A 15821-nucleotide genomic window follows, 5' to 3' on the forward strand; every position below is an offset into this window, starting at 1 on the left:
GTGCGCACGGCCACGCGGCGGCGTGGCGCGGAGGGGTCAGGCGAACAGCGCGCCCGCCTGCTGGAGGGCGCTGACGTCGAGCAGGCGGGAGTTGTGCGCGAGCCGTTCGAAGCCCTCTTCGATCTGGGCGTCCCAGCGCCGGCTGCGCTCGGTGAGCGGATCGTTGTACAGCCACAGCAGGGCCAGGAGCTTGGCCGTGGCGACCGCCACGACGTCCCGGCCGGTCTCCTCGACACCGGCGAGGAGGACCGCGTACGACTCCTGGGCGGAGCGCTCGTGGACCAGGCGGCACGGCGCCGAAGCCAGGTAGTCGAGGAGGCGCACCCAGGCGCGGTGGTCCCGGTCGAACCGGTTGGCCAGTGCCCCGGCCACGGGGGCGAACGCGCCCAGGGCCAGGTCGTAGAAGAGCTGTTGTTCCTCGCGGGCGACGCCGCCGCCCGAGCCGTTGTGGGTGGCGGCCAGGGAGGCCAGGGCCTGGGCCTGGCGGGTGAAGACCTCGTGCCACGGGTCGGCGGGGCGTCCCCCTTCGGCGTCGTCGGCGGCGTCCGGCGGCGCGGCGGCGGAGAGGGCGGTGAGCGCGCAGCGGCTCAGCCAGGGGTGCAGTACCGGGGGTCTGTCCGCGTCGCCCCAGCCGACTTCGCGGATCCGCGAGGGGCGGTGGTGGAAGGTGCTGACCCACAGGTTGCGGCGCAGCAGTTCCAGGCTGCGCGGCAGGTCCGCCATGTCCGGCGGGACGCGGGGGTCGTCGGCGGTGCGCATGTCCGCCAGGTAGGCGGCCGCCAGGACCGCGGGCGGCGGGGCGCTCCGGCCCGGCGCCGGCGCGGCGAGCCCTTCGGGGAGGCAGGCTTCCAGGGCACGCGCCCACAAGGGTCTGCCGCTCGCGTCGACCGCGGCGGGCAGGGGTCTGTCCCGTACCGCGGCATCCGCGTCCGGCGGCGTGCCCTCGCGCTGGTCCTGGAGGGCGAGGGCCGCCCCCCAGTGGCCGCCGGTGAGGGCGTGGACGACGGACGCCGCGACGGGCGCGGCCAGGGAGGCGGTGTCGCCGGTGACGTACGAGACCCGCTCCTCGGACATCGGGTCGAGCCACACCGGGTACCAGTAGTGCGCGGCCGAGGCGGGGTCCGGTCCGGCGCCGGCCTCCTCCTGCCGGGTCCAGCGCGTACGGGTGGCACGGGTGAGGAGGGGGACCCTGCGCTGCGGGGTGTCCGGCAGGGGGGTGGTGCGCCAGGGCTCGCACCACCGGGTGGTCCACTCCGGCTGCCACTGGTCGCAGGCGGCGAGGACGACGAGCGGGTCGGCGGCGGCGCCCGCGCCCGGCTCGTTCTGCTCGTTGCGTATGCGGGCGGCGACGAGCGCGGCGAGGAACCGCCGGCCGGCCGGGGTCTGAGCGCCGTCCACGAAGAGGACCCACGCGTGGTCGTGCCGGGCGGCCCGGCCGGCGTATTCCTGCGGCAGCTCGCAGGAACAGGCGGAGCGCAGCGCCGGATGCCGTTCCGCCTGGTCCTTGGCATCGGCGAGGAACGCCGCCAGCAGCGGCCCGACCGCGGCCGAGCGCGAGGCGGAACTCAGCCTGATCAGCGCGTCCAGGGAGCCGGCGGCCTCCGCCTCCGGGATGCCGACGTGCCAGCGCAGCGCGTCGCGCAGGCCCCAGCGGGCGGTGCTCTGGAGCAGCGATCCGATCACCGGCCGGGCGCGGTCCCGTACGGCGGTGACCACTTCGCGTGCCTGGCCCTGCACGAGCGGGCTGAGTACGCCGGTCGCCACGACGTCCATCGTGGCGTCCACCGCCTCTTCCAGCCGGGTGGCGAACCTGCCGCGGCGGGTGCCCCGCGTGTACTGCTGGATCAGCCCTCTGATCTGGTCCGTGGCCCGGGCACGGTCCGGCTCCAGGTTCTCGTTGAGGGCCAGCAGCCCGAGGGCGAAGCGGTGGAAGACGGGGCTGCGGCGCAGCGTGTCCCACCCCCGCATCATCTGGAAGGCCACGAGGGCCGCTGCGGACACCGGGTCGAGCGGCGTCTCGTGGAAGTCGAGGTGGGCGTGGACCACCGTGGAGCCGCACCCCTGGGACAGGGAGCGGAGCATGCTGGTCTTGCCCGACTGCCGGGGGCCGAGCAGGGCCACCACCGGCTGCCGCAGGTCCGGGTACCGCCAGATCATGTGCCGTAGAAAAGCGTCGGTCCCTTCCACATGGCCGAGCTCCGTCGTTGCGCTCACCATTCCCCCCGCCCCCGACCGAAAAGTGCGACGCACGCGCCGACGACACGGAAGGTAACACCGTGAGGACACGCCGCAATGGGGAATGCGGGGGAAGCCTTCGCGGCATTCCGGGACCGCCGCCCGCCGGCACCGGATCTTGAGCGGATATTCTGCATCCGCGCCGGCGAGCAGCCGCGGCGCCCGGAAGCAGACGAGATGGAGCCCCGATGGACGTGCAGCACTTCGAGCGGATCACCGCATTCATCGAGGCGCGGCTGACCCCGCTGTTCGACGAGGCCACCGGCAGCGAGCGCGGTTTCGCGATGGACGACACCTCCCGGGCGCTGCGCGCGCTGCGCAACGCCGTGCTGGAGGCTTCCGCGGTCAAGGGGCTCATCGAGAAGCGGGCGACGGCCGAGCCGGCACTGCGCCGTGTGATCGACCAGTCGGTGGAGCACCACTGGGACGTGCTGCGCGGTATCGCCCGCCAGTGGGAGGACCACGGCGACTTCCTGCGCGAGTACAAGCGGCACGCGTGGGAGCTCGACGGGGCCCTGGCCGCTCCGGCCGCCACGGAGGCCTGAGCCCCGCGGCACCGGTCGCTCCGGGTACGGGTCCGCCGTCCCGGGGCGACAATGGGGGGTGGACCCACTGCCGAGCCGGCAGGAGACGAAGATGAACGGCTCGGTCCCCATCGGACGTGTCGTCGGAGTGCCGCTGCGCATGCACTGGAGCGTGCCGCTGCTCGTGGTGCTGTTCGCGTACGGCCTCGGCCGCCAGACCCTCCCCGTGTGGACTCCGGGGCGCTCGAACGCCGTGTACACCGCCGCCAGTGTCGTGGGGGCCCTGCTGCTGATGGGCAGCCTGCTCCTGCACGAGACGGCGCACGCCGCGACGGCCCGCCGGAAGAAGATCTCCGTCGAGGACGTCACCCTGTGGGCGCTGGGCGGGATGACCAGGATGGGCCGGCCGCAGACCGCCCCGGCGGCCTTCGCGGTCGCGGTGAGCGGCCCCCTCACCAGCCTGGTCATCGGCGGCGCCGCGGTCGGCGCGGGGATCGGGCTGCACTCCCTGCCCGGCTGGGCGGTGCCCGCCGCCGTCCTGGTCTGGCTCGGCTGGACGAACCTCTTCCTCGCCGTCTTCAACCTGCTGCCGGCCTCGCCGCTCGACGGCGGGCGGGTGCTCCAGGCCCTGCTGTGGTGGCGTACGGGCGACCGGGACCGGGCGGACCGGGCGGCCTCGCGCATGGGGCAGGTCATGGGCGTGCTGCTGACGGCGGTGGGCTGGATCTCCTTCCTGCGCGGGACGTCGAGCGGGCTGTGGCTCGTCTTCATCGGCCTCTTCATCACGTTCGTCGCGGGCGCGGAGCGCCAGCACGCCGTGCTGCGGACGGGGCTACGGGGTGTGCACGTGGCCGATGCCATGTCCAGCCCGGTGGCGACCGGCGCCGACTGGCTGAGCGTGCGGCGGTTCATCGACGAGGTGGTCGTGAGCTCCCGGCATTCCGCCCTGCCGCTGATCGATTTCGACGGCCGCCCCAGCGGGGTGGTGCACGTACGCGGGCTGGCCCGGCTCCCGCGGGCGCAGCGCGAGGAAGTGCGCGTGCGGGACGTGGCGACACCGCTGGAGCGGTGCGCGGTGGCGGCCGCGGGCGATCTGCTGGGCGAGGTCCTGGACGCGCTGCGGCCGGGGACCGGACTGCCGCTCCTGGTGGTGGACGCGGACCGGCTGGTGGGGATCGTCACCGCGAAGGACGTCATGCGGCTCATGGAGCGGCAGGCGCTCGGCGGGGGCGGGGGCCGGGAGCCCGAGTAGCGCGCCGGCGGGCCGGCGGCGGGACAATGGGGGTGCGATGACGTACATAGCCGTGAGCGCCCTCAGCCATGCCGGGCTGGTACGCGACCACAACGAGGACAGCCTCGTCGTCGGGCCGTGGACGCTGTGCGCCGGTGTGACCCGCAATCCGCAGACCTTCGTGTTCCCGCTCGGTTCGCCGCTCGTCGTCGCGGTCGCCGACGGGATCGGCGGACAGCCGGCGGGTGAGGTGGCCAGTGCGCTGGTCGTGCGCGAACTGGCGGTGCTCGGGCCCTCCTTGGACAGCGAGGGCGCCGTCCGCGAGGCGCTCGCCCTGTGCAACCACGCGGTCCACGCGGCCGGCGGCAGCGATCCGGAGCTGGCCGCCATGGGCACCACCGTGGCGGGTGCGGTCGTCCTGGAGGACTCGCTGATCTCGTTCAACGTCGGCGACAGCCGGGTGCTCGACGCCACGGCGCAGGAGGTCCGGCAGGTGAGCGTGGACGACAATCCGCCGCTGGAACCGGGGCAGCGCACCACGTCCGTGCTGACCCAGGCGCTCGGAGGCGCCCGCCGGCACATCGGGATCACCCCGCACGTGTCGACGGAGCCACTGTCGGCCGGAGCCCGCTACCTGGTCTGCTCGGACGGCCTGACCGATCCGGTACCGCCCGAGGAGCTCGAAGAGCTGCTGCGGGTGCACGACGACGGCAAGGCGGCTTTCGAGCTGTGGAGAGCCGCCATCGGGGCCGGCGGCCCCGACAACATCACGCTCGCCCTGGTCAGGATCGGCGACTAGCTGGTCAGGATCGGCGACCAGCGACCCGCGACGCTCGGACGGTCACCGCGTGTGACCGTATGCGGCCCCGGGCGGCCGCCGCTACGGCCGGCGGCGGGGCTTGCCGCCCTTGGCGCTCTTCGCGCCCTTGCCGCCCTTCGCGCCGCCCTTCGCGCCGCCGGAGCCGCCGCGCGGGTTCTTGCCGCCCGACTTCCCGGCCCCGGACCCCCGCCCCGCGCCCGCCGCGTCGGGCCGCTTGCGCTGCTTGGGCTGCGGCGGGGTCGGGGCGCCGCGGCCGCGCGTGCTGTTGACGGTCCGGCCGCGCACGATCCCGATGAACTCCTCGACCAGGTCGGTGGGTTCACCGTCGAGTTCGAGGAACGACAGGGCCACCCGGGACTGCGGGGCGTCCGTCACCGTCCGGTACGTGAGGTCCTTGCGGTGGTGCAGCCGGGCGAGGGACTGCGGGACGACGAGGACGCCGACCCCGGCCGCCACCAGCTCGATCGCGTCCGCCGTCGTGTCGGGGCGCTCCAGCGCGGGCCGCCCGGGCAGGCCCTCCCAGGCCAGCGTGTCGTCCAGCGGGTGCAGCACGATCTCGTCGGCGAGGTCCTCGGTGGAGACCTCTTCCACGGCGGCCACGAGGTGGTCCTTCGGGACGACGACGACCGTGTTCTCGGTGTAGAGGGGGATCGCGGCCAGCCCCGTCCGGTCGATCGGCAGCCGTACGAAGGCGGCGTCGGCGCCGCTGCCCCGCAGGACGTCCGGGGCTTCGGCCGCGGACACCTGGAGGAGGGTCAGCGGGACGTCGGGCAGGCGCTCGTTCCAGATCCGCACCCACTTGCCGGGCGTCACTCCGGGGACGTACGCGAGCCGGAACGAGGGAGACGCCGTGGGCGATGCCGTGGGAGATGCTTCCGAGCCTGTCACCCGCCCAGGTTACCGGCCGTGGTCAGAAGTAGCGCACACGCTCGATACCCTTGACCCCATGACGTCGCACAAGACCACCCAGACCATGAAGCCCGCCACCGCGGCGAAGAAGCTGGGTGTGTACCTCGAAGCCACCCCCGCTGAGTTCCAGGAGGGTGTCGTGACCCGCAGCGAGCTGAACGCGCTGCAGGCCGAGCCGCCCCAGTGGCTGCAGGAACTGCGACGCAACGGCCCGCACCCCCGGCCCGTGGTCGCGTCCAAGCTCGGCGTCTCGATCGCCGGCCTCGCGCGCGGCGGGGTCACCGAGGCCCTCACCACGGAGCAGATCGACGCGCTGAAGCAGGAGAACCCGGAGTGGCTCCAGAAGGAGCGCGCCACCCAGGCCGACGTCCGCAAGGAAGCGGTCCGCATCAAGGAGAAGCAGGCCGAGCAGGCCGAGCGCCGGCAGCAGTCCGGCTCCTGACCCACGTGCGCCGGTGCGCCGCGGCGGCGGGGCGGCGCACCGTCCGCCGGAAGTGCCCTGAAGCGCCCCTGCCGTCCGCATTTCGACAAAGATCGCCGGAATGCGGACGGCGCGTCCTGGGCAGAGCTGCGGTGTGATCTCCCAACTCCTCGCCCCGTTCCGGCGCTCCCGCACCCTCGTCTTCTCCGCCGACTTCGGATCGACCACCCGCTGGGTCGCCGGCCGGACCTCGGCCTTCCCCGACAACGGCCCGGTCAATCCGGGCGACAACAAACTCGATCATCTGGTCGACGACCCCTCCTACAGCCGCGGCGGGGCCTTCCGCGCCACACGGCGGCCGGACGGCAACTGGGACTCCGGACTGCTGACCACCGAAGGCAGCGACGAGGGCTTCCTGCTGCGCGCCGAGGACGTGCTGGAGGCCCGGGTCCGACTGCCGGAGGCGCTCGGCGCCTGGCCCGCGATCTGGACCTGGCGGGACGGCGGCCAGGAGGTCGACGTCTTCGAGTACCACCCCGACAACCCGGACCTGCTGGAACTCTCCAACCACGTCCGGGGCGGGGGCTCGCACTACTTCCACGACCCCGCCATCCGACCGGGCGCATGGGTCGACCTCAAGGTCAAGTTCGGTGCGAACACGGTCACCTGGTGGGTCAACGGCACCCGCGCGTACTCCGACCACAGCGGGGTGGGCCGGCGCTGGCGGGCGTACCTCATCGTGAACCTCTCCGTGTGCGCGGGCCGCTACCACCCGGCCCCCGATCCGGACGTCTCCGAGATGTCGTACGAGGTCTCGGACCTGCGCGTGTACCGCAGTTAGGGACGGCGTGCCGTCCGCCCGAAGCGCACGGACCACGACCCGGAACCGGCCGGGGTCCACCGTGTTCGCCGAGCAGAAGCGGCCTAACCATGGCCCACCGCCGCCGCCAGGCGCTGTTCCAGGCGGTGGAAGTTGCGTTCGCCGACCGCCCGCCAGAGCACCCGGGGCGGCAGCGGCAGGTGGCCCATGATCAGGATCTGCTCGCCCGGGTCCGTCTCCTTGAGGATCATCCCGAGGACGGTGAACAGCTTGCTCTTGGGTACGGCGGCGCTGGCCGCGTCACCGATCTCGTCCCACTCCCCCTGCGACACCACCCCCGCGACGAGCGGCAGCGCCTCGCGCTCCTCCTCGTCGAAGTGGTCCCCGGCGGCCTTGGACACCTGGTCGAGCGCTTCGGCCAGCTCCTCCCGGTGCGTACTCCCGCCGGCGGCCGCCCACGGGCCGAGCAGGGCGCCCGCCCGTGCCAGGTGGGCCGACAGCTCGGCGTGCTGGCCCCGCATCCGCTTCCACAACTCGCCCTGATCGGGCCGGCGTTCGGCGAGCTTGGGCCACAGCAGCCGGTCCTCGCCCTCGTGGTGGTGGTGCAGGGTGTCGAGCAGCAGCTCCAGCCGCTCCGCGACCAGCCTGACCTGGGCGCGGCTGCCGTGGCGCACTCCGCGCACCCGGCCCGCCGCCTCCCCGAACTCGCGCCGGAACATCCTGTGGACCACCACCATGTCGTGCGTGGTGATCGGTTTCCCCTGGTTCTCCATCGACGTCGACATCGACCATGCCCCCCGTCCTGGTGGGTGTACCGGGCTCCAGCGTGGCGGGCGGCCGGCGGTCTCCACCAGGGGCGCACAGCGGCGCTCCAGCGCCCCCGGGGAGCCCGGCCTATCCCAGGGTGCGCACTTTCTGGTCACGGAGGTCGTAGCGGGCGGCGACGACGGCCAGCTCGCCGGCGGCCATGCGCCGGGCGATGGCGGGTTCGGCCGCCAGCCGGTCACGGGTGCGCCGGGCGTGCGCGTCGATGGTGGCGTCGATACGGGCCTCGCCCTGCCGGGTGTGGTCGATGGACGGCCGGATCTGATCGGCCAGGTACTGGATGTGCGGGGGCAGCGGCTCGCCGGTCTCGTCCGCGCGGACCGCGGCGCCGACCGCCCCGCAGGACTGGTGGCCGAGCACCAGCACCAGGGGGATCTTCAGTTCCAGGACCCCGAACGCGACGCTGCCGAGGACGGCTTCGTCCAGTACCTCGCCCGCCGATCGTACGGTCAGGAGGTCGCCGAGGCCCTGGTCGAAGACGAGCTCCGGGGGCACGCGGGAGTCGATGCAGCCGAGGACGACGGCGTAGGGGTGCTGGGCCTTGGTGAGCCGCAGCCGTAAGAAGGCCGACTCGTGCGGGTGCTCCTGCCCGTACGTACGCCAGCGCCGGTTGCCGGCGGTCAGCCGGCGCAGAGCCTCCTCCGGGGAGACGGGGCCGGCGGCGGCCACGGCTTCGACGGGCGGCGCGGGGGCGGGAGCGGCGGACGCGGGGAAGGCGGCGGCGAGGGGGAGGACGGACCCCACGGCCGCCGAGCCCGCCGCGGCGGCGAGGAGCAGGCCGCGGCGGCTCGGCGAAGGGGTGTTCAGTGTCTGCGTGTTCGAATCCATCGCGGGACGGTAACCCCGCCCCGGGTGCCCCTGCCCGGGTGCGGGGCGGAATACCGCAAGTCCGGCCGGCTCAGCCGGCCCCGCCCCTGGCGTCCGGGGCCGTCCGGCCGAACTGCTCGTCCAGGACGGACAGCCGGCGCCAGTACTCGTCCTCGTCGATCTCGCCGGTGGCGAACCGGCGGCCCAGGATGGCGATCGGCGAGTTCTCGCCGTACGAGCCCCGGGTCGCCCACGGTCCGCGCGGGCCGCGGCCGCCGCGCCACACCGTGCGGCGCAGGACCGTGACGACGCCGAAGACGACGGCCGCCCAGATCAGCGGGACGAAGAGGATCCACGGGCCGGGCCCGTCGTAGGCCAGGGTGTTCATCTCGGTTCAGCTCCTCGGAAGGGGTTGCGGTTCCTTGTCGCTTCCGAGACTCGCCCCGGGAGGGTCCCCGGGTCGTCGTACGGCCGGCGGCACTGCACGTACGGCTGCGGGAGTAGCCCCGGCGGGAGCGGCCTCAGCCGAGCCAGCCGGGCCGGACCAGACCCGTCTCGTACGCGAGCACCACCAGCTGGGCCCGGTCCCGGGCGCCGAGCTTGATCATGGTCCGGCTGACGTGCGTCTTCGCCGTCAGCGGGCTGACCACCAGCCTGCGGGCGATCTCCGCGTTGGACAGGCCGAGGCCGACCAGGGCCATCACCTCGCGCTCCCGCTCGGTCAGCCGGTCCAGCCCGGCCGCCGCCGCCGGGGCCTTCGACCGGGCCGCGAACTCCGCGATCAGCCGGCGCGTCACCCCGGGCGAGAGCAGCGCGTCGCCCGCGACCACCGCCCGCACCGCGCGCAGCAGTTCCTCCGGCTCGGTGTCCTTGACCAGGAAGCCGGACGCACCGGAGCGGATCGCCTCGAAGACGTACTCGTCGAGCTCGAAGGTGGTCAGCATCACCACCTTCACCGCCGCCAGTGCGGGGTCCGAGGTGATCGTGCGGGTGGCGGCGAGGCCGTCGAGCTCCGGCATGCGGATGTCCATCAGGGCCACGTCCGGGCGCAGTTCCCGCGCCCGGCGCACGGCCTCGGCCCCGTCGGCGGCCTCGCCGGCCACCTCGATGTCCGGCTGCGCGTCGAGCAGGGCGCGGAAGCCGGCCCGTACCAGCGCCTGGTCGTCGGCGAGCAGTACGCGGATCACTCCTGGTCCTCCCTCGACGCCGGGTTCGCCGGCGATCCGGTGTCCGTCAGCGGGAGCCGCGCCAGCACCCGGAAGCCGCCGTCCGGCCGGGGGCCGGCCTCGATGGTGCCGCCCTGCGCGGCGGCCCGCTCACGCATCCCGATCAGGCCGGTGCCGGTGCCGCCGGCGTCGCCGCCGGTGGCCGGCCCGTCGTCGTCGACCTGCAGCTCCAGCGCACCGAGCGGGCGGGTGACGCGGATCCGGGCGGCCCGCGAGCCCGAGTGGCGCACCACGTTGGTGAGCGCCTCCTGGAGGATCCGGAACGCGGCGAGATCCGTGGCCGGCGACAGTCCCCGGGCCTGCGCCTCCCCCGTCACGGAGACGGTGAGCCCGGCCGAGGCCGCCTGGGCGACCAGTTCGGGGAGCCGGTCGAGGCCGGGGGCGGGGGCGCGGGGGGCCTCGCCGGGGGCGCGCAGGGTGTTCAGGACCTGCCGGACCTCGCCGAGCGCCTCCTTGCTGGCCGCCTTGATGGTGGTGAGCGCGGTACGGGCCTGCTCGGGGTCCGTGTCGAGCAGGGCCAGGCCGACGCCGGCCTGCACGTTGATCACGGAGATGCTGTGGGCCAGTACGTCGTGCAGTTCGCGGGCGATCCGCAGCCGCTCCTCGTCCACCCGGCGCCGCTCGGCGGCCTTCCGCTCCGCCCGGTCCCGGGCCCACTGCTCCCGGCGCACACGGACCACCTCGGACGCGGCGAGCACGGCGATCGCCCAGGCGGTGATGCCGCCCTCCGTCCCCCAGGGGGCCGGACCGTCGCCGGGCGGCGGCAGCCAGCGGTACAGCCAGTGTCCGATGACCAGATGTCCGGCCCACAGGGCGCCCACCGCGCCCCAGGCGGCATAGCGGTGTCCGGAGACGACGGCGGCGAGGCAGGCCAGGGCGACGCTGAGGAATACGGGGCCGTACGGGTATCCGCCGGCGAGGTAGCCGAGCGTGACGGCGCAGACTCCGTAGAGGACGGGCACCGGGTAGCGGTGGCGCAGCACCAGCAGGGCGGGCCCGAGGAGCAGCAGGAGCCGCCCGAGTGCGCCGACGGGCTCGCGGCCGGGCTGGACCTGCTGCACCCACCCGGTGGCCGCCTGCGCGAACACGGCCACGAGGAGCGAGGACCGCCACGGCAGCCGTCCGTCGCGGGTGCGCTCCGCCCAGTACTCCCACCGCCGCTCCGCCATGCGGCCACGCTAGACGCCCGGGCCCGCCGCCGTCGTCCGCCGGGCGGGCCGATCGGGCGTACTCCCGGCGGAGTACGCCCGGGCCAGCGGTCAGGCCGTCAGGCGGTCAGGCGGTCAGGCGGTCAGGCGGTCAAGCCGTCAGGGTCCGGAAGGACCTGCCTCGCGCGCAGGGCGTCGACGGCGATGCGGGCGGTGGTGCCGATCACCGCGTCCGCCGCGGGGAGGGTGGCCGCGGGGCTGGCGGCGCGGGTGAAGACGGCGACGGCGTAGCGGCCGCCGTCGGGGTACTCGATGACGCCGACCTCGTTGCGCACGGTCGGCAGGCTGCCGGTCTTGCCGGCCACGTGCACGTCGTCGAAGGGGAATCCGGCGGCCATCCGGTGCGGCCACACCTGGAGTCCGAGCAGTCGGCGGATCGCGGCACCGTGTTCGGGGGTGCAGGCCTCGTCGCGCCAGACGGCGGTGAGCAGCCGGGTCATGTCGCGGGGCGTGCTGCGGTTGCTCCGGGCCGGGTCGAGGGCGCGGAGCCGGGCGAGGACCTGCGGATCGGCGAGGGCCTGGGCGCCCGCCGGGCCCGCGTCCTCCCGGACGGTGGCGAACAGGGAGCGGAAGGAGGTGTGGACGGCGCGGGTGCGGGTCAGGCCGAGCCGCGCCGTGGCCCCGTTGACGGCGTCGAGGCCTATCCGTGCGAGGAGCAGGTCGGCGGCGGCGTTGTCACTGACGGCCGTCATCAGGTAGGCGGCGTCGCGCAGGGACATCCGTACGGGATCCAGCATGGCGGCGAGACCGGTGGGCCCGGCGGCGCGGTCGGCCGGCGGGCACTCGACCTGTTCGGTGAGGTCCAGCAAGCCGGCGGCGGCCTGCTGGTGCAGGGCGACGAGCAGGCAGAGCTTGTGCACGCTGGCGGTGACGACCGGGTGGTCCGCGCCGGCGTCGATCTCCGTACCGGAATCGATGTCCACGGCGTGCAGCCGGCCGCTGACGCCTGCTTCGGCGAAGGCCGCGGCGATGCGGCGGAGGGTGTCGTTCACAGCCAGTACTCCGCCGCCGGGCGCAGGTGGAGCGGCCGTGCGGGTGCGTCGGCGGTCACCGCCGCAGTGTTCCACAGGGCGCGCGTGGTCGCTTCGGCGAAGGCCCCGACGGCCGCGTCGCCGCGGCCCCGCGGCCAGGCGACGCTGTGGCGCCAGGCCAGCGGGGCGCCGGCGAGGGGCCTCCAGACGATGTCCGCGTGCGGGCCGGCGGCATCCTCCGGCGCGGTGTCGCGCGGGGCGAAGGCCACGGCGTTCGCGGAGAGGACGAGGCCGCGCACGAACCCGGTGCCGCTGCCCTGGCGGACGGTGGCGGGGGTGTAGCCGCCGCGGGCGCAGGTGTTCAGGACGTCGTCGTGCAGGGCGGGGGCCTCGGCGCGCGGGAAGAGGACCAGGCCGTATCCGGTGAGGGCGGCGAGCGGTACCTCGTCCAGGGCAGCGGCCGGTGCTTCGCGGGGCAGCAGTACGCCGAGTTCGCGGCGCAGGACCGGCCCGAGCTCCAGCCCGGCGAGGTCGCAGGGATGCCGGACGAGCCCGACGTCGAGCTCGCGGGAGGTGAACCGGGCCAGCTGCTCGGCGGTGGACAGTTCGTGGAGCTCCAGATCCACGCCGGGGCGGTGCTGCCGGAAGGCGGCCAGGATCGCGGCGACCGCCTCGGCGGCGAGGTCGGGCGGCAGCGCGGCGCGCAGGAGTCCGCTCTCGCCCTCGCGGATGCGGCGGGCGGTGGCGGTGAGGGCGTCCGCGCGGGCGAGCAGCAGGCGCGCGTCCTCCAGCAGCATCGTGCCGGCCGCGGTGATGGTCACCTGGCGGCTGGTGCGCTCGAAGAGGCGGACCCCGAGCTCGCGTTCCAGGCGCTGGATGCGCTGGGACAGGGGTGGCTGGGCCATGCCGAGCAGCTCGGCGGCACGGCCGAAGTGTCTTTCTTCTGCAACAGCCACGAAGCACTGCAGATGCCGGATCAGGTCCACGATCAGCAACGATATCGGAGATTGATCGATCTGAGATTCATACCGATCTTGGACGGAGGGCGGCCCGCGGTGGTCTGCTCCGGGCATGTCCTCGAACCCTTTCCCCCCGTCCTCCCGCCGTGCGGCGGCCCGGCGCACGGCCATCCGTCGCGCCCCGTACGCCGCCGCCCTGGCCCTCGGCCTCGCGCTGACGGCCGCCGGGCTCACCGGCTGCTCGACGGACTCGCGTCCGCCCGCCGCGGCCGGGGCGAGCGCGACCCCGGGCGCCTCGGTCCCCGCTTCCGCCCCCGCCGTCCCCGGCGTCGACAGCCGGGAGCGGCTGAGCGTGGACGGCGGCACCCGGGAGTACCTGGTGCACCGCCCGGCCGCGGCGGACGGCGGACCCCGGCCGCTCCTGATCGCCTTCCACGGGCGCGGGGCCGACGCCGCGCAACTGCGCGAGCAGAGCGGCCTGGACAAGGCCGCCGAGGCGCGCGGCATGCTCCTCGTCTACCCGGAGGCCCTGGGCAGGGCCTGGGGCGCAGGCAGCGCGCCCTCCCCGCAGCGGCCCGATCCGGACGCCGACGTCCGCTTCACCGAGGCGCTGGTCGGCGAGCTCGTGCGCACCGGCCGGGCCGATCCGCACCGGGTCTACGTCGCCGGGTTCTCCAACGGCGGTTCCATGGCGCTGCGGATGGCGGCGCAGCGCCCGGAGCTGGTCGCGGGCGCGGTTTCCGTCTCCGGTGAACTCCCCACCGGGGCCGCCGCGGTGAAGCCCACCGGCCCGGTTCCCGTCCTCACCGTCTACGGGGCGGAGGACCCCGTGCGACCGCCTGCGGGTCTGCCGACTCCCGGGCCGGCCGCTCCCGGCGAGGAGCCCATCACGCCCACGATGTCCGCCCGGGCGGGCATGGAGGCCTTCGCCGCCGCGGCCGGGGCCGGGGCTCCCGTGGAGGAGGGCAAGCCCGGCTACGACTCGGTCACCTGGCCCCCCGGCCCGGCGGGGGCGACGGTGCGACTGCTCCTCATGCACGGGGCCGGCCACACCTGGCCCGGGTCGACGATGGCGCCGCCCGCGGGCTTCGGGTCCGTCAGCACCGCACTGGACGCGAGCAGCACCCTGCTCGACTTCCTCACCGCACAGAAGCGCTGACCGCGGCCGTCGCCGCAAGCTGACCGCGGCCGTCGCCGCACGCCCTCGCCCATGGCGGCGCGCACCACACCTTCGTCCCGGAGTGTGGTGTGCGCGGCCATGGGCGCTGCCGTCCGCCCTCCCTAGGGTTCAGCCATGACGAGCCAACTTCCTTTCCTGCGGGAGCGCGTCGCGCTGGTGACCGGCGGCGGCAGCGGCATCGGGCGGGCCTGCGCGATCGCCCTGGCCGCAGCGGGCGCCACCGTGCACGTGGCCGACATCTCCGAGGAGTCGGCGAAGTCCGTCGCGGAACTCGTCGGCGGGGAGGCGCACGTCGTCGACCTCGCCGATCCGGCCGCGATCGAGCGGCTGCCGACCGCGGTGGACATCCTGGTCAACAGCGCGGGCCTGCAACACGTCGCCCCTATCACCGAGTTCCCGCCCGAGCGGTTCGCCCTGATCCAGCAGGTGATGGTCACCGCGCCGTTCCTGTTGCTGCGGCGCGTGCTGCCGCACATGTACGCGGCCGGCTGGGGGCGGGTCGTGAACATCTCCAGTGCCCACGGCCTGCGGGCCAGCGCGTACAAGTCCGCGTACGTGGCCGCGAAGCACGGGCTGGAGGGGTTGAGCAAGGTGGCCGCGGTCGAGGGCGCCCCGCACGGGGTGACCAGCAACTGCATCAGCCCCGGTTACGTCCGTACCCCCCTGGTCGAGGCGCAGATCGAGCAGCAGGCCGCCGCGCACGGCATCGGGCCCGGCGACGTGGTGTCCGAAGTGCTGCTGACCCGGTCCGCGATCAAGCGGCTGATCGAGCCCGAGGAGGTCGCGGCGGCGGCGGTGTGGCTCTGCGGGCCCAACACCGGCTACCTCACGGGAACCTCACTCCCCCTCGATGGTGGCTGGACGGCCACCTGAATTTAACTACCGACCAGTAGACAGGGGGTTCGATCGCACGGATTCTGGCTCCGTACATGTCAAATTCGGCCCCTAGGAGCGCCCCCACATGCGCAGCACCCGCGCCCGCCTGCTCGGCACCGCCACCGCCACGGCTGCGGCCACCGTCGTCCTGATGCTGGCCCCCGCGGCCTCCGCCGAGGCCGCGCCCGCTCCTGTCCCGGCCCCGGCCCCGGCGGCCGCCCCTGCAGCGGCCACCGCGTCCGCGCCCGGCGGCAACGCCCTCCTGCGCGGTGTCGACTACGGCACGTGGAAGCGCGATGTCGCCACCGTCATGACCACGGCCCGCCCGTACGTCGAGCAGCGCATCGCCCAGTCGCCCGCCGGCGAGAAGCCCGCGATCGTCCTCGACATCGACAACTCCTCGCTGGAGACGGACTTCCACTGGTTCTGGACGTTCCCGACTCCGGCGATCTCCGAGGTCCGCGACCTGACCCGGTACGCCGACGAGCACGGCGTCGCCATCTTCTTCGTCACCGCTCGCCCCGGGATCATTCAGTCCCTCACCGAGCACAACCTCAAGGCGGTCGGCTACCCCGTCACGGGGCTGTACGTCCGGGACCTGCCCGACCTCTTCGACGAGGTCAGCGCGTACAAGACGGGCAAGCGCGCCGAGATCGAGGGCCGCGGCTACACGATCATCGCCAACATCGGCAACAACAACAGCGACCTGGTCGGCGGCCACGCCGAGCGCACCTTCAAGCTGCCGGACTACGACGGCAAGCTCTCCTAGCCGGTTCCGTGCCGACCGCCTGCGCACAGGCCGACGGCCG

The 15821-nt window shown here is 74.3% G+C and carries 17 protein-coding genes; 8 read left to right on the forward strand and 9 right to left on the reverse strand.

Translation table 11 applies throughout. From position 1 onward, the window contains the following. Nucleotides 1–36: 36 nt before the first annotated feature. Nucleotides 37–2157, reverse strand: coding sequence for a hypothetical protein (locus ACIBAD_RS04750; protein WP_398904475.1), 2121 nt, complete (start codon nucleotides 2155–2157; stop codon nucleotides 37–39). 266 nt (nucleotides 2158–2423) lie between these two features. Here ACIBAD_RS04750 and ACIBAD_RS04755 point away from each other — a divergent pair, with 266 nt between their 5' ends. From ACIBAD_RS04755 to ACIBAD_RS04765, 3 genes are all read left to right on the forward strand, one after another. Next, entirely contained in the window at nucleotides 2424–2780 is a 357-nt protein-coding gene (locus ACIBAD_RS04755; RefSeq protein ID WP_134068998.1) for a hypothetical protein, read from the forward strand. Nucleotides 2781–2871: 91 nt separating this feature from the next. Further along, entirely contained in the window at nucleotides 2872–4011 is a 1140-nt protein-coding gene (locus ACIBAD_RS04760) for a site-2 protease family protein (protein WP_398904478.1), read from the forward strand. A 37-nt stretch (nucleotides 4012–4048) separates the two neighbouring features. Beyond that, nucleotides 4049–4789 (forward strand): PP2C family serine/threonine-protein phosphatase, encoded by a 741-nt coding sequence (locus ACIBAD_RS04765; protein ID WP_134068999.1) that lies wholly within the window; start codon nucleotides 4049–4051, stop codon nucleotides 4787–4789. A gap of 81 nt (nucleotides 4790–4870) precedes the next feature. On the opposite strand, the gene ACIBAD_RS04770 is transcribed toward ACIBAD_RS04765, so the two are convergent. Further along, nucleotides 4871–5698, reverse strand: a complete 828-nt coding sequence (locus ACIBAD_RS04770) for a LysR family transcriptional regulator substrate-binding protein (RefSeq protein WP_398904481.1) — start codon at nucleotides 5696–5698, stop codon at nucleotides 4871–4873. Between the two features lie 58 nt (nucleotides 5699–5756). Between ACIBAD_RS04770 and ACIBAD_RS04775 the strand changes: the two genes are divergently transcribed. Then, on the forward strand, nucleotides 5757–6161 hold the full coding sequence (locus tag ACIBAD_RS04775) for a DUF5997 family protein (RefSeq protein ID WP_134069001.1): 405 nt from the start codon (nucleotides 5757–5759) through the stop codon (nucleotides 6159–6161). A gap of 133 nt (nucleotides 6162–6294) precedes the next feature. Then, nucleotides 6295–6981 carry a beta-glucanase gene (locus tag ACIBAD_RS04780; RefSeq protein WP_398904483.1) on the forward strand — a complete coding sequence of 229 codons (687 nt, stop codon included), beginning with the start codon at nucleotides 6295–6297 and terminating at the stop codon, nucleotides 6979–6981. A gap of 83 nt (nucleotides 6982–7064) precedes the next feature. Here ACIBAD_RS04780 and ACIBAD_RS04785 read toward each other — a convergent pair whose 3' ends face one another. From ACIBAD_RS04785 to ACIBAD_RS04815, 7 genes are all read right to left on the reverse strand, one after another. Then, nucleotides 7065–7745 carry a hemerythrin domain-containing protein gene (locus ACIBAD_RS04785; protein WP_134069002.1) on the reverse strand — a complete coding sequence of 227 codons (681 nt, stop codon included), beginning with the start codon at nucleotides 7743–7745 and terminating at the stop codon, nucleotides 7065–7067. 109 nt (nucleotides 7746–7854) lie between these two features. Next, a complete protein-coding gene (locus ACIBAD_RS04790) occupies nucleotides 7855–8613 on the reverse strand; it encodes a carbonic anhydrase (protein ID WP_134069003.1) in 759 nt (252 codons plus the stop codon). A gap of 70 nt (nucleotides 8614–8683) precedes the next feature. Next, entirely contained in the window at nucleotides 8684–8980 is a 297-nt protein-coding gene (locus tag ACIBAD_RS04795) for an SHOCT domain-containing protein (RefSeq protein ID WP_398904486.1), read from the reverse strand. Between the two features lie 133 nt (nucleotides 8981–9113). Then, nucleotides 9114–9779, reverse strand: a complete 666-nt coding sequence (locus tag ACIBAD_RS04800) for a response regulator (protein WP_398904489.1) — start codon at nucleotides 9777–9779, stop codon at nucleotides 9114–9116. After that, nucleotides 9776–10987: a sensor histidine kinase gene (locus ACIBAD_RS04805; protein WP_398904491.1), complete on the reverse strand. Its 1212-nt coding sequence runs from the start codon at nucleotides 10985–10987 to the stop codon at nucleotides 9776–9778. Before ACIBAD_RS04805 ends, ACIBAD_RS04800 begins: the two co-directional genes overlap by 4 nt. Before the next feature lie 122 nt (nucleotides 10988–11109). Beyond that, nucleotides 11110–12018, reverse strand: coding sequence for a serine hydrolase (locus ACIBAD_RS04810; protein WP_398904493.1), 909 nt, complete (start codon nucleotides 12016–12018; stop codon nucleotides 11110–11112). Beyond that, nucleotides 12015–12983 (reverse strand): LysR family transcriptional regulator, encoded by a 969-nt coding sequence (locus ACIBAD_RS04815; protein ID WP_398904495.1) that lies wholly within the window; start codon nucleotides 12981–12983, stop codon nucleotides 12015–12017. The genes ACIBAD_RS04810 and ACIBAD_RS04815 overlap by 4 nt, the downstream gene beginning before the upstream one ends. A gap of 85 nt (nucleotides 12984–13068) precedes the next feature. Here ACIBAD_RS04815 and ACIBAD_RS04820 point away from each other — a divergent pair, with 85 nt between their 5' ends. The 3 genes from ACIBAD_RS04820 to ACIBAD_RS04830 all read left to right on the forward strand — a co-directional run bounded on the left by ACIBAD_RS04820 (nucleotide 13069) and on the right by ACIBAD_RS04830 (nucleotide 15781). Next, nucleotides 13069–14115: an alpha/beta hydrolase family esterase gene (locus ACIBAD_RS04820; protein WP_398904497.1), complete on the forward strand. Its 1047-nt coding sequence runs from the start codon at nucleotides 13069–13071 to the stop codon at nucleotides 14113–14115. A gap of 135 nt (nucleotides 14116–14250) precedes the next feature. Continuing rightward, on the forward strand, nucleotides 14251–15009 hold the full coding sequence (locus ACIBAD_RS04825) for a 3-hydroxybutyrate dehydrogenase (protein WP_134069009.1): 759 nt from the start codon (nucleotides 14251–14253) through the stop codon (nucleotides 15007–15009). An 88-nt stretch (nucleotides 15010–15097) separates the two neighbouring features. Beyond that, the gene (locus ACIBAD_RS04830; protein ID WP_398904500.1) at nucleotides 15098–15781 is read left to right on the forward strand and encodes an HAD family acid phosphatase; all 684 of its coding nucleotides are present in this window, start codon (nucleotides 15098–15100) and stop codon (nucleotides 15779–15781) included. Nucleotides 15782–15821 lie beyond the last annotated feature (40 nt).

The sequence above is a fragment of the Streptomyces sp. NPDC051109 genome, from assembly GCF_044455885.1.
Lineage (GTDB): Bacteria > Actinomycetota > Actinomycetes > Streptomycetales > Streptomycetaceae > Streptomyces.